Annotated in this window: 12 protein-coding genes and 1 other annotated feature; of the genes, 9 read left to right on the top strand and 3 right to left on the bottom strand. The window is 42.8% G+C overall.

The features are described 5' to 3' along the window. From REC12_RS14580 to REC12_RS14565, 4 genes are read left to right on the top strand one after another with little or no spacing between them, the layout of a single operon-like run. Positions 1–1,254 (top strand): 3-isopropylmalate dehydratase large subunit, encoded by a 1,254-nt coding sequence (locus REC12_RS14580; RefSeq protein ID WP_308895674.1) that lies wholly within the window; start codon positions 1–3, stop codon positions 1,252–1,254. Beyond that, positions 1,254–1,748, top strand: a complete 495-nt coding sequence (locus REC12_RS14575) for a LeuD/DmdB family oxidoreductase small subunit (RefSeq protein ID WP_308895673.1) — start codon at positions 1,254–1,256, stop codon at positions 1,746–1,748. Before REC12_RS14580 ends, REC12_RS14575 begins: the two co-directional genes overlap by 1 nt. 33 nt (positions 1,749–1,781) lie before the next feature. After that, the gene (locus REC12_RS14570) at positions 1,782–3,038 is read left to right on the top strand and encodes a 3-isopropylmalate dehydratase large subunit (RefSeq protein ID WP_308895671.1); all 1,257 of its coding nucleotides are present in this window, start codon (positions 1,782–1,784) and stop codon (positions 3,036–3,038) included. Between the two features lie 12 nt (positions 3,039–3,050). Continuing rightward, positions 3,051–3,704 (top strand): class I SAM-dependent methyltransferase, encoded by a 654-nt coding sequence (locus tag REC12_RS14565; RefSeq protein WP_308895669.1) that lies wholly within the window; start codon positions 3,051–3,053, stop codon positions 3,702–3,704. 205 nt (positions 3,705–3,909) lie between these two features. Here the strand turns inward: REC12_RS14565 and REC12_RS14560 are convergent, their stop codons facing one another. Continuing rightward, complete coding sequence (locus REC12_RS14560; RefSeq protein WP_308895667.1) at positions 3,910–4,599, bottom strand: SanA/YdcF family protein; 690 nt, start codon at positions 4,597–4,599, stop codon at positions 3,910–3,912. 307 nt (positions 4,600–4,906) lie between these two features. Here REC12_RS14560 and REC12_RS14555 point away from each other — a divergent pair, with 307 nt between their 5' ends. Beyond that, the gene (locus REC12_RS14555) at positions 4,907–5,689 is read left to right on the top strand and encodes an ABC transporter ATP-binding protein (RefSeq protein WP_308895666.1); all 783 of its coding nucleotides are present in this window, start codon (positions 4,907–4,909) and stop codon (positions 5,687–5,689) included. Positions 5,690–5,692: 3 nt separating this feature from the next. Further along, on the top strand, positions 5,693–7,342 hold the full coding sequence (locus REC12_RS14550; RefSeq protein ID WP_308895664.1) for a hypothetical protein: 1,650 nt from the start codon (positions 5,693–5,695) through the stop codon (positions 7,340–7,342). Between the two features lie 97 nt (positions 7,343–7,439). Here the strand turns inward: REC12_RS14550 and REC12_RS14545 are convergent, their stop codons facing one another. Next, on the bottom strand, positions 7,440–8,078 hold the full coding sequence (locus REC12_RS14545; RefSeq protein WP_308895662.1) for an ion channel: 639 nt from the start codon (positions 8,076–8,078) through the stop codon (positions 7,440–7,442). A 144-nt stretch (positions 8,079–8,222) separates the two neighbouring features. Between REC12_RS14545 and REC12_RS14540 the strand changes: the two genes are divergently transcribed. The 3 genes from REC12_RS14540 to REC12_RS14530 all read left to right on the top strand — a co-directional run bounded on the left by REC12_RS14540 (position 8,223) and on the right by REC12_RS14530 (position 11,795). Beyond that, the gene (locus REC12_RS14540; RefSeq protein ID WP_308895660.1) at positions 8,223–8,795 is read left to right on the top strand and encodes a GDSL-type esterase/lipase family protein; all 573 of its coding nucleotides are present in this window, start codon (positions 8,223–8,225) and stop codon (positions 8,793–8,795) included. Between the two features lie 27 nt (positions 8,796–8,822). Further along, positions 8,823–9,067 (top strand) — a binding site (T-box leader). Between the two features lie 67 nt (positions 9,068–9,134). Beyond that, positions 9,135–10,331, top strand: coding sequence for a bifunctional 3-deoxy-7-phosphoheptulonate synthase/chorismate mutase (locus REC12_RS14535; protein WP_308895708.1), 1,197 nt, complete (start codon positions 9,135–9,137; stop codon positions 10,329–10,331). Positions 10,332–10,601: 270 nt separating this feature from the next. Further along, positions 10,602–11,795 (top strand): MFS transporter, encoded by a 1,194-nt coding sequence (locus REC12_RS14530; protein ID WP_308895658.1) that lies wholly within the window; start codon positions 10,602–10,604, stop codon positions 11,793–11,795. Between the two features lie 70 nt (positions 11,796–11,865). Here REC12_RS14530 and aspD read toward each other — a convergent pair whose 3' ends face one another. Then, the gene (gene aspD / locus REC12_RS14525) at positions 11,866–13,515 is read right to left on the bottom strand and encodes an aspartate 4-decarboxylase (RefSeq protein ID WP_308895656.1); all 1,650 of its coding nucleotides are present in this window, start codon (positions 13,513–13,515) and stop codon (positions 11,866–11,868) included. Positions 13,516–13,739: the final 224 nt, after the last annotated feature.

Below are 13,739 nucleotides of genomic sequence, written 5' to 3'. Positions count from 1 at the left end.
ATGGGAATGACAATTGGAGAAAAAATTTTAGCAAGGGCCAGTGGAAAGGAGAGCGTTAAGCCTGGAGAAATAATTAACGCTAGAGTTGATTTATGTATGACTAATGATGCCACAACACATATCAGTATAGATATCTTTGAAAAGCAGTTGAAAGCAGAAAAGGTGTTCGACCCGAAAAAGGTTGTGTTTATTATAGATCATAATGTTCCATCAGAAAGCGCCAAAACAGCTGAAGTTCATAAAAAAATGCGAAATTTCTCTCAAAATTATAATTTACCTTTTTACGAAGGTGCTGGCATTTGTCATCAAATTATGGTTGAGGACTATATCGTGCCTGGGCAGCTGATTATTGCAGCTGACTCACATACTTGTTCTTATGGCGGACTCGGAGCTTTTGGGACAGGTGTTGGTTGCACGGATTTTACTTCGGTGATGAATAGGGGAGAACTATGGTTAATGGTCCCGGAAACTTTTAAGTTTATTATTGAAGGTGATTTTAAAATCGGTACATATGCGAGAGATTTAATCTTAAAAATTATAGGTGACATAGGAGCCAATGGTGCTAATTACAAAATCATGGAATTTAGTGGGTCCGCATTTAAAAAGCTAACCATTGACGACAGAATAGTTCTTTGTAACATGGCGGTAGAAGCAGGGGCGAAGAGTGGTTTAGTTGAACCAGACGAGCTTGTCGTCGAATATGTACGGTCTATGGGTCGTCAGATGATGAATTTATATAAAAGTGATAATGATGCGCATTTTGAGAAGATATATAGATACAACCTTGATGAATTAGAACCTATGGTAGCCAAACCTCATCTTGTTGATAATGTTGTTCCAGTTACAGAAATTGGCGAAGTTAAAGTTGACCAGTGTTTTATTGGTTCATGTAACAACGGCAGGATAGAAGAGCTCCGAGTAGCGGCACAAATACTAAAAGGGAAAAAAATAAATCCTTTTGTGAAATTATTAATTTCTCCTGCTTCCAAAAGAACATTTTTAGAAGCATTAGAAGAAGGATTAATAGATATTTTCATAGATAGTGGGGCCATTACGCTGAATCCTAATTGTAGTGTTTGTTGGGGAGGATGCCAAGGAGTTATAGGTGAAGGAGAAACGCTTATTTCGACCGGTACAAGAAACTTTAAAGGAAGGGCGGGACATGCGGATTCGAATGTATATCTCGCTTCTGCAGCAACTGTTGCAGCTTCGGCCCTAACAGGTAAGATAACTGATCCAAGGAGGATTGATTGATGAATAGAATTTTCGAAGGACGAGTGTGGAAATTAGGCGATGATATTGATACTGATATTATTATTCCTACTCAGTTTCTTGCTTTTAAGTCTGTAGAAGACATGAAGAAGTATACGTTTAGTCCTTTAAGGCCTGATTTATCGGAATTGATCAAGCCTGGTGATATAGTTGTTGCAGGTAGAAATTTTGGATGCGGCTCATCGCGGGAACAGGCGCCAGAAATTCTAGCAGCTCTAAAGTTAAGTTGTATTATTGCAAAATCATATGCGAGAATTTTTTATAGAAATGCTTTTAATAATGGTTTATTGCTTTTTGAAAATATGGAACTTTATGATTCTTGTCAGGAAGGTGACATTTTATCTGTAAATCTGGAAACCAACAAGATTTTATTGAACAATAAATCTTTTAACATATCGTCCATCCCGGAAAATCTTTTACAAATGGTAGAAGCCGGAGGGTTAGTTTCTTTTATGAAGAAACGTAATGTTAAATGATTTGATAATTTTGCAGCGAAAGGAAGTATTAGTGTGGGTTATACACTAACTGAAAAAATACTGATGAAAAATACAGGTGAAAATCATCTGAAACCGGGTAATATTATAACTGTAAATGTAGATAAGGTTATGGTTCATGATTTATTTGCGCCTTTTGTTATCGGTAAATTTAGGGAAATGGGATTCGAAAAGGTTTGGGATCCTGAGAAGATTGTTTTTGTGTTTGATCATCTTGTCCCAACTAGTTTCATTGAAGATTTTCGACATCATAAAATAACAGAAAGTTTTGTGGAAGAGCAGTGTATCAGAACAATTCATCGCTCCGATGGAGTCTGCCACCAATTGATGGCTGAATTACAGTATGTGGTTCCTGGTCAAGTTGCTTTTGGCACTGATTCCCATACAACTACATATGGAGCAGTAGGTGCTTTTGCTACCGGAATTGGTTATACAGAAATGGCCGCAATTTTTGGCACAGGAGAACTATGGATAAAGGTTCCTCCCACTATCAAGTTTAACATAGATGGAAACTTGCCTAAGGGAGTATTTTCTAAAGATATTATTCTTAGAATTATTGGTGATATTGGAGCTGATGGCGCGACATATAAAGCTATGGAATTCGGTGGTACAACTGTTGAGGGATTAAGTGTATCGTCACGAATGACGCTTTCCAATATGGCGGTAGAGGCCGGAGCAAAAGTTGGTATTATTGAACCTGATGAAAAGACATTTAAATTTAGTGGGCTTGGGGACGATGATTACAGAGATTTAAGAAGTGATCCAGATGCCTGTTATGAGAAGGTTTTTGAATACGATGCATCTAAGTTTAAACCTTTAGTCGCGTGCCCGTCTAGCGTAGATAATATTACTGGTGTGGAAGAAATGGAAGGAGCAAAAATAGACCAAGGTTTCATTGGGTCATGTACAAATGGTAGGTTAGAGGATTTGGAAATAGCGGCCAGTATATTAAAAGGTCGTAAGATTGCTCAATACACTAAGCTTGTTGTTACTCCGGCTAGCAGAAGCATCTATGCAGAAGCCGTTAAAAAAGGAATCATTGGAATATTAGTTGAAGCTGGGGCAATAGTTAATCCGCCTGCGTGTGGGCTATGTTGTGGTAGAAGCGGCGGAATAGTTTCAGATGGGGAGAGAGTTATTGCTACTAATAACCGTAATTTTTTAGGTCGTATGGGTAGCCCTAAATCGGAGGTTTTCCTCGCCTCACCTGCGACTGTTGCCGTCTCAGTTTTAGAAGGTAAAATAGTTGATCCTAGGTATTATTTTTCTTAGGGAGGTATTACATTGGCTGTTAATTCACTACAGGAATACTGGAATAATAGATATTCTATCGAAGGAATGATATGGGGGGAACATCCGTGTTTGGCCGCAAAAAGATCCGTTAATATATTTATGAAAAGCAATTCAAAAGAATTGTTAGTTCCAGGATGCGGTTATGGGCGTAATAGTCTATATCTGGCTTTACAGGGTTTTCGCGTTTTTGGTGTTGATATATCAGACGAAGCAATTATGATTGCCGATAAGATAGCGGCCCCAAGGAGGTTGTCTTTACAATATAAATGTCAAGATGTCTTAAAGGAAAAAATCGATAATAAATTTGATGGAATACTCTCTATAAATATGCTTCATCTTTATGATAAGTCTGATGCTGATATAATCAGTGAAATCTATTGTAGTTTGTTAAATGAAAACGGTGTGCTAGTCCTTACCTCAATGTCTGTAAATGATCCTGATTATGGTAAAGGTAAAAAGGTCGCAAACAACATTTATGAGAGTAAAAAAGGACGTCCAATACATTATTTTACACAAACAAGTATGCAAGAATTAATTGAAAGATATTTTACGGTTATTACGATTGGGGAAATTAAAGAATATGAAAATCATGGAGGAAAAGAACATTATCATAACATGTTATATGTTGAAGCTAAAAAGAAATGATTCGTTTATTATGAAATTTTGAATTTGTGATATATAATTTTTCCATAAGGTTTTCAATGCTCTAATAAGGTATCATAAGTTTTGAAAATAGGGATACAATTAAGTGTTTAAGGCTCTCGGGCATGAGCGGATCTTAGGTAAGGCGACTAAAAAACAAGAAGGTCTCTACAAAGCCTTAGGCGTGGCCAGGTCGGTTTTCCTGGATTTACTTGTCGTCTGTGACATCGCCGTCGCCAAACACCGGTATGGAGTCGCCTAAAAAGGTTGGCTTAGGCTTAAATACTTCGGCCCAGAGGAAATCTTTGTTCCGGGCGGCGATTTCCCTTACTTTATAAAAGGCCATAGCTTGGCCGTAATCGTGTTGGTCGGAAGCCACTCCATAGGCTTCAAGTCTCATAGCGCGGGCTAAAAAAACCGCCCTCATCAGGTGATACTCCTGAGTTACGATAATGACCTTCCGAACTTCAAAAATATCCCTGGCCCGGTAGACACTCTCATAGGTGCTGAAGCCTGCATGATCCATAAAGATGTCCTGTCCCGGTACCCCTTTGTTCATTAAGAAATTCTTCATGGTATTGACCTCATCGTAATCTTTTCGTCCATGGTCGCCGCTGACTAATAGTTTAGGCGCTTTGCCTTGTTCATAAAGCTCATATCCTTCATTCAAGCGATCCGTGAGCATCGAGGACGTCGTCCCATCGGGAAAGACGTAGGCGCCTAAGACCAGAATCGCATCGGCAGTGGGAATATCCTTAGCATTAAGGATGTAACTTGATCCCATATGTTCGACATAGCGGTCTACGGCAAGTGCAGCGCTTGTCAATACTGCCAGTGCAGCCAGAGAAATAACTATAATTTTTTTTAGCCGTCCCTTTAACCATTTGACTTTTTTCACCTAACACAACCCCCCTAATAGTCCGCTAAGGGTCCACGACATCGGGTTTTCCAAGGGAAGTCCAACACGATGTCGCGGACCCTCTGTTTTCGATTACTTCGCCATTATACTGACACAATCCTCTCCAGCTTATTATTTTTCCGGATCTCCGCCGCTATATTAGCATTTTCGCCAGACCATAGTATATTGGTGGAATTTGAAGTTTCTGACATGGAAAAGAAGGGATAACCTGGATTAAAGAGAAATTAATTTACTCAGGGAAAAAACGCCGCAAGTAATTGGCCTTGTTTAGGAGGGAACTCTGTATATGGGCATTGAGCCGGTATTAACTATTAAAGATCTCAAAATGAGCTTCGGCACCAAACAAGTACTGAAGGGAATCAGTTTAGAAGTATACGGGGGCCAAATCATTGGCTATATTGGTCCGAACGGAGCGGGAAAGAGCACCACGGTTAAGCTTCTTTTGGGTTTGTTAGGCGGCTACAGTGGTGAGATCAGAATCTTAGGCGAGGATATCTCCAAAGCCAGCGTAGCTTATAAACAAAAAATAGGTTACGTACCTGAAATAGTGGACATATACGAAAGCCTGACAGCTTTCGAATATCTTACCTTTATTGGCGAAATTTACGGACTGGGTTTGGAACAGGTCGATAATAAGGCTAAAAAACTAATGTCCCTGCTTGGTATAGAGGAAGTCTATCATTCCAGAATATCATCCTACTCGAAGGGTATGAAGCAAAAGCTTTTAATTATTTCCAGCGTTATCCATAACCCGGATATTTTATTTCTCGACGAGCCTCTAAGTGGGCTGGATGCCAATAGTGTGATGATTGTCAAAGAAATTCTTGCCCAACTGGCCGCTTCGGGTAAAACCATCTTCTATTCTTCACATATTATGGACGTGGTAGAGAAAATCAGCAGCAGAATTATAGTAATCAATGAGGGGCAGATTGTGGCAGACGGAACCTTTGAGGAACTCAAAGAACTAAGCCGAAAAGGTTCCCTTGAACAGATATTTAATCAGTTGACCGGTTTTAACAAGCATAAGGAAATAGCTCTCGAATTTATTCGTGAGGTACAGGGAGTGTAACTTATGAGGGATTTTTGGATCTTAAAGTTTCTGGATAGGTTCAGCTTTTTCTATAGAATCTTGGGCATTGATTATGGAGTAATGAGGAAATTATTAAAACTTAAACTTCTTATGGACCAGCGAAGAATACCTTCTATACTGATAAATTCGCAGCGTCGAGCTGAAGAAAACACCTTCAACAAGTCATTGCTGATCTACGGTCTTATGGGCCTGCTTTTCGTCTTTATAGTTTTAGCCCCTTTACCGCTTTTCCTAAAAATGAATCTGGTCCTTGGCACCCTGATCGTAATGGTTGCGGTGACTATGGTGTCCGATTATTCGTCGGTGTTGCTGGATACCAGAGACAAAGAAATTCTTCTCTCTAAGCCCATATCTCCTAAGACAGTGAACGCCGCCAAAATGACTCACATCCTCATAAATCTGCTGACAATTACTTTTGCCATGGCCGGACCTTCGCTGTTAGTAGGTTCTTATAAGTATGGTTTTGCTTTTTTTGGTCTATATTTTGTTGATTTGCTGCTTCTTGCCGGAGTTATACTGGTTATGACCTCAATATTATACTTCTTTGTTCTGCTATTGTTTGACGGCGATAGGCTTATGGATATCATTAATTACGTCCAAATCTTTTTATCCTTAGCCCTGATGGTTGGATATCAGTTTACAGGCCGCATTTTCCGCTTTGTAAGCTTTAATTTGAATTTAGATTTTAGATGGTGGATGTATCTGCTTCCTTCCGCCTGGTTTTCAGCACCATTTTCCTTGTTTCTGGAGAATAGGGCGGAAAACTATTATAAGTATTTGTGCTTTTTAGGAATATCGGTTCCTGTTTTGCTTGCGTTTTTTTATTTTAGGGTAGCGGCAAATTACTTTGAAAAAGGCTTGGAGAAACTCAACAGAGTTTCTTTAAGGAAAGGCAAGCATGTTGAAAAAAGAGCAATCATCTCTGAAAAGTTAATGAGGCTGATTATCCCCAATAGCTGTGAAAATGTTTTCGGCAGATTTGCGCAACATATTATTTCCAGTGAAAGAAGTATAAAACTGCGGCTGTATCCCAGCCTTGGCTTGGCAACGTTTATGCCCATGATTATGTTGGTAAACACCACTATAGGAAGCGGTGCCGTCGAGCCTCTAATACCCCAAGGTACGTCTTATTTTTTTATTTATATTTCTGTCCTCATACTTTCGCAAACTATTTTAACTATAAATGCCAGTGAGAATTACAAAGGAGCATGGGTATACAAAGCTTTGCCAATCGAGGTACCCGGCCGAATTCTCCTGGGAACGTTAAAGGGTTTTATTTTGAAGTATCTTCTTCCGATATACTTATTGATAAGTTTACTGTTTGCGCTGCCTTATGGAATTTGGCTGATACCGCATCTGATCCTAATCTTCGCCAATATGCTTTTGCTGATTATCTTGTTATTTAAGCTGGCGCCTAAAGAGCTGCCCTTTTCCATTAAGTTCCAAAATGAGCCGGGCGATAGATTTATCTTACTTATTGCTTCGCTTGCCTTCACTGGTATATCTGCGTGCTTGCACTATAAATTGCGCAATGTCCCCCTGGCCTTGTCCGTATATTTCGTCACAGTATGTTTGGTAACAATCTTTTTATGGAAAAGCAGCGGCAAGATTGCCTGGAAAGAGATCGAATAATTATTTGAGCAGCAGGGTTCCCAACATAGCCTAAGGGATTGAGATTATGGAGATGCTGAGAACCTGCTGCAATCCTTGCAGTTCTAATGCAACTGGCTTAAGAGCGTGAAAACAGCGCCAGGCCGAGGGCAAAAATATAAATAAAGAAGAGGATTTCCATGCCAACCAAGCTTTTGGCACTGAGAGTCTGCGCTCTGATATCCCCATCTTGAGCAGTGGCAAATGTTGTAATACTATAATAGACGAATGTGAGAAATTGAGTCGTTGGGTCATCGCCAAGTTTTCCGGAAAAGCTGTCAGGATCTATCTTATAAAGCAGAAAGTAGACTGCACTGTAAAATACTAGAAGTATAGCTAATCCAATAGCCAACGGCCAATAACTTGATGAAAGTTTTTCTTTGTGGCTGTTAAGTGTACAATAAACATAAAGAGCTAGCGCTAAGGTGGCTAATGCCGTATAGATAACCGTGATTTTCACATCGTTAGGGCAAGGCTGCTGATCCTCAAGCATGGGATTAAGGCTGAGGGCTAACAATAAGGCGCCTACTGTTCCAATCCCGGCAGGGGCCAGCAGCCAAAAAGCGCTTGAACTTGCACACTTGAAGTAAGGGTTTACAGATTCCCCCAGGCAAGAATATTGGCAGTAATTAGGTTGGATACTGAAGTTAAGCTCAGGATTTTGAGGATAGGGTGAGAAAGTATTTGTCTTCAAACCAATTTTCTTAAATTCCTCCACAGGGTCAACTCCTTTCCCACATGCTTCTACCAATATATTCCGCTTTCGCGAGAATGAAGCTCGTTTCGCTAAAACTGTAAATAGACTGAAACCTTATACATGGACACTATGCTGGCTCAAATTCATAAGTGAGGTGGAAAAAGTTTGAAACTGGTTGCCATTGGAGATTCAATTACAGAAGGGTATCCTTTTAGCCCTTTGCAGTCTTGGGTAGAACATCTGGCAAAGGCGCTAAAATGTGAGATTCTTAATCAAGGAATTAATGGTGATTTCACCCGGGGCATGTTTAAACGTTTTGAGCGAGATGTACTCTCTTGCGCGCCCACCCATATTATGATTCTCGGTGGGGCCAATGATGCTTATGAGCAAATTCCTTTAGAACAGGTAAGCTCGAATTTTCGGGAAATGGTAAGTTTGTGCACTCAACAAGGAGTTAGCCCTATTCTTGGTTTGCCTACGCCGTCATTGCTGGCAGCAGAAGAGAGCGTCTTAATCGAGTATAGAAACTGGCTGAGGGAGTATGCGGCTCAGAATTGCCTGACAGTCATTGATTTTTATTCGCCCTTCCGGCTTAGAATCCGAGCGGGCCAGGCCGCGGCCCTTTATGTTGATGAAGTTCACCCCAGTCTTCAAGGCTATGCTCTGATGGGAGAGATAGCGGCGCAAAGCTGGCATAATAATTTCAATTTTTGTGGAGAAGCTAATAAAAACATTTGAAATTCAGTGGTCGGAGTGCTATGATTGTATAAACTGTTGATAGGGAAGTAAAAGCGCAGGACCAGCCTTCCAGAGAGTCGGGTAAGGTGGAAACCCGACAGGCATGGAGCGAGTAAATGGGCCCTTGAGGGCGGAGCGAAAAAGTATCGACTTTAGTAGCTTCCGACGCTGAGCCGGCGTTATCAGGCGAAGGGTGTGTTGGCACTCTGCATAAGAGGATGCAATATTTGCATCAATTAAGGTGGTACCGCAGATTGACGTCTGTCCTTATTTTGGGGACAGACGTATTATTTTTGAGTCCACTCTCGGTTCCAGCCTCGTGTTGATGGCGGCAAATAGCTGGAACGTGCAGAGAAAGTTACCCGCAAATCATTGAATTTGAGGGAGGAAATGATGATGAAAGACTTGAAGTTGGCAGGACTTGAATCGGAGCGAAGCATCATTGAGGTGGACGGAGTAGCTTTAGGCGGAAGGGAAATCATCCTGATGGGAGGACCTTGTGCCGTTGAGTCGAGCATCCAGATGCAGGAATCGGCTGCAACAGTTAAACGGGCGGGCGGAAAAGTCCTGCGCGGCGGAGTATTTAAACCCCGAACCTCACCCTATAGTTTTCAGGGGTTAGGCCTGGAAGGCGTAAACTATTTGGTTCAGGCCGCTAAAGAACAGGGTTTGCTTTGTGTGACTGAAGTCGTCGACACGACAAGCCTGGATCTAGTCCTTGACAAAGTTGATTTACTGCAAATAGGCGCCCGCAACATGCAAAATTTTGAGCTTTTGAAATTGGCAGGCAAGGTGAACAAACCGATTATTCTCAAACGGGGCTTATCAGCAACGGTTGAGGAGTGGCTGCTCGCCGCCGAATATATTTTGTCCGCGGGTAATTCCCAGGTTATTTTATGTGAGCGGGGGATACGCACCTTCGAACCCAGTACGCGAAACACGCTGGATTTAAGTTCCGTGGGAGTTGCCAAAGAGCTTACTCATCTCCCGGTTATTGTCGATCCCAGCCACGCGGCCGGGAGAAGAGATTTGATTTCCGCTTTGTCCAAAGCGGCTATAGCCGGAGGGGCAGACGGTTTGCTGATTGAGATGCACCCTAATCCGGATGAGGCTGTGAGCGACGGACCACAGTCGCTTACTCCGGAGCAATTCTTAACCCTGGCCCGGGAACTGGGCGGGGTTGCCCGCTCTGTGGAGAGAGTTTTCAATTTTGCTGAAACGGCAGATACTCTTGAGTCCTTACGTGCTCAGATTGATCAAATTGATCAAAACATTATCAGCGGATTGGCGGAACGGATGCAAATCGTCAGGAAATTAAGTGATCAGAAACGTTTGGATCGTGTTAAAGATACGAACAGGGAAAAGGATATCATCCAGCGTCTTGTGAACCTTGCGGAAGACCTCGATCTTCCCTCAGACCTGGTCAGGAAGCTTTATCCTTTGATTTTTGAGTTTGGCGTTCAAACTCAGATTAAAAGCAAACTGAAGCAGGAGCCCAAACTGAGCCAATCCTTTTACAATTTAGGCAGCAAGTAAACATTCACCATCTGGCTATCTGAGGGGGAAAAACTTGTTTCTGCCGAAAGTGAAAGCTGTCAGCCTCTAAAATGTATGCCTTAACGGCCTGGAATTCCTCCTGAAAAGGAGGAATTTTTTAGTTCTTGACGAAGAAGGAGAAAGTTTGGTTCAGATCTTTAGTTTGCAGAATAAAGAAAATTTGGCTCATGCCGGACTTGCAAGAGCAGAAGCCGTTGGTTACCCTTGAAAAATAGGCTGTCTATGAGCCTAGAGAAAGAAGACGTTATTGTGGATTACATCAAACAGGGTACACCTTCCTTTCGCAGGGCCCTTCTGGCCTTATTTGCGGGAGGGTTTAATACCTTTGCTATTTTGTATGATATACAACCGTTAATGCCGGAACTCTCCAGAGATTTTCATAGTTCTCCCACGCTGACAAGCTTGTCATTGTCTTTAACTACAATTTCTATGGCTATCAGTATGCTTTTTGTAGGCTCGCTGTCCGATGCTTGGGGGAGAAAGTCAATTATGACGGTTTCTTTATTTGCGGCATCGGTGTTGGCGGTTTTGACGGCAATCAGCCCTGATTTTCATGTCCTTCTTGTTCTTAGAGTCATTGCCGGGATTGTCTTAGCCGGTCTTCCGGCTATTGCCATGACGTATTTGAGTGAAGAAATTGAACCCAACGGGCTGGGAATTGCCATGGGGATTTATATCAGCGGAAACTCCATTGGCGGCATGGGGGGAAGAATCATCAGCGGGATGGTGACAGATTATTTCAACTGGCGGATAGGGATCGCCGTTATTGGAGTATTGAGTTTGGCTGCTACTCTGTTGTTTTCTTTAACGTTACCGCCTTCCAAACATTTCAGGCAGCGCTCCCTTAACCTCAGAACTATGGCAGAGTCTCTTCTCTCTCAATTTAAAGATTCTAATCTGGTTTGTATCTATGCCCTGGGATTTTTGCTGATGGGCAGTTTTGTAACCTTGTACAATTATATTGGCTATCAGTTGGCGGCTCCGCCCTATTCCTTGAGTCAATCCTTAGTGGGCTGGATTTTTATTGTCTATATTACCGGGACGTTCAGTTCTACCTGGATGGGACGCCTGGCCGATCGACACCCACGCCATAAAGTCATCTGGATCGCTTTAGGAATAGTTTTCACCGGGGCTGTCATTACTTTGAGCGGCAACTTGTGGGCCAAAATCGCCGGTATTGCCATCTTCACCTTTGGCTTTTTTGGCGGACATTCCGTTGCCAGCAGCTGGATTGGCAAACTGGCTAAACAACATAAGGCACAAGCTTCTTCTCTGTATTTATTTTGTTATTATGTAGGTTCCAGTATTGGAGGAACGACAGGGGGCATATTTTGGACCAGGTTTGGCTGGGCGGGTGTTATAGCCTTGATAATTTTCTTTGTCTTTACGGCCTTTCTGGTTTCCCTGCGCTTAGTATCTGTTAGCGAAGCGGGGCATGCTTAAAATAAACCAATTCCTCGCCAAGCTCTCAGAAAGGCTTCGGTCCGCTAAGCAGAGGGAGATTTTCGTAAGGTTATGATTTCTGCTTTTCTTGGAGTTTCCTCCAGGAAGCAGCGTATTGTTCAAAAGCTTTTTGGACGGTTTTGCCGATTTCTCCATAGGCCTCGTCGTCTAAGTTAGCTAAAGATGTGCGGATTGACCACTCGGGGCCGCCAAACCCACCGCCGTTTAAAAGCACAATCGAAGCTTCTTCCGCCAGGCGGAAGAGGATGTCCGTGGGCTCGTAGGTGGCTTGTAAGTAGTCGGCAAACTCGTCGCCGTATTTTTGCCTGGCCCATATCAATAAGTCGATTTGACTGTAGTAAGCCGCATTATACGGATCGTTAGGCAAAGTGCGCCCAAAGCCTTTGTATAATAATTCCTGACGCTGGCGACAAATTTCCCGGGTCAGCTTTTTATAACGGTTTTCATGATCAAGTAAAGCGAAGAGGGCAAAAAGGCCCATTTGCACCTGTTGGGGAGTGGATAGACCGGCTGTATGGTTAAGAGCAACTTGACGACTGTCTGCTACCATGCGGTCAATAAAAGGAAGTTGTTTCGGGTGCAGAGACATGCTCTCGTAGCGTGCGGCGAGCTCTTCGGCCTTGGAAGCGGGGAGTTCCTGCAAGAGCTGATCAAAAACATTGTCTCGCTGCAGGGCAATTACCCCAAGACGCCAACCTGTGGCGCCGAAATATTTGGAAAAGGAGTAAACACCAAGGGTGTTAAAGGGCAAATCGGCCATCAAGGAACGAAACCCGTTTACAAATGTCCCGTACACGTCATCTGTGATAATCATTAACTTGGGATTGTGTTTTTTTACGATCTCCAATAAACGGTTTTTAGATTCGGTTTTGATGGCGACGGAGGGGGGATTGCTGGGGTTGACGGTGAACAAGGCTTTAATGCTGGGGTCTTTCAATTGATCCAGCTCGGAATCCGGATATTGCCAGGTATGATTGCCCTCTTCATCTGTTTCGGAAGCATTTATTCTTACAACCTCAAATTGGTAACGGGATAAATGGGGGATTTCCAGATAAGGCGTGAATGTTGGAACCATAAGGGCGATTTTATCGCCGACGGCTAAAAGCAGGTTGGCAATAAGGGAGTCAAAAATATAGCACATGGCGGCGGTTCCGCCCTCAACAGCGAACAAGTCGTAGTGGCCGGAAGGAGGATCTTGATTGCACATTTCCTGGATGAGATAGGTATGAACAACTTGTTCCAGATGTTTGAGCATCCGATCGGGAAGCGGATAGTTGTCTCCGATGATTCCATCCACAAGTTCATGGACCCAGGCGTCCGGGTTAAATCCTAAATTATTGACGCAGAAATCAAGGGTATTCTCCAGCAGGCTGATTCCGGGGGACTCAGGCTGCTTCTTCAGGTAGGTTTCCAGTCGTGCGGCAATTCCTTCTTTCTGCGGCATACCGGCAAGGTCCTTATCTTTCCATGTTCTGCGGGTTTCCTCAACGGCAAATTGACCCAGAGCAAAGAAGGCTTCGCGTGGAGTTGCGGCAATCCAATTAGGGTTGCCTCTTCCGGCGTTGAGCATGGACCAAAGGCTCGTATCATGGTGTTTATTGGCAAGCGAAATCAGTTTGTCTTTCAGTTCAAAGGGACTGAGATTCTCATATTTGATTTCCATTTTTCGACGGGTTTGCTCGTTATTAATGGTTATCATTCCTTCCCTGTTTTAGGTTCTCTGAATTTCTTCTGACAGGCAGATTAGCGGGCGGTGATTAGGAGACGTTAAAGGTACTCTGTGCGGTACTTAAAGCATTTATGCACCCTTTTCTTTGGTTTGTCAGTTTTTGCCCTCTGAGATTGCAACTTATTGTCTAACGGCACTACCCAAATCGGGTCCCATAGTTGTTATCCTGCCTTGGCAACATGTCATTGTTCAAC

The organism is Candidatus Desulfosporosinus nitrosoreducens, assembly GCF_030954495.1.
Taxonomy (GTDB): domain Bacteria; phylum Bacillota; class Desulfitobacteriia; order Desulfitobacteriales; family Desulfitobacteriaceae; genus Desulfosporosinus; species Desulfosporosinus nitrosoreducens.
Note: the sequence above shows the minus strand (reverse complement) of the source record. Positions and strands in the feature narration are given on the sequence as shown.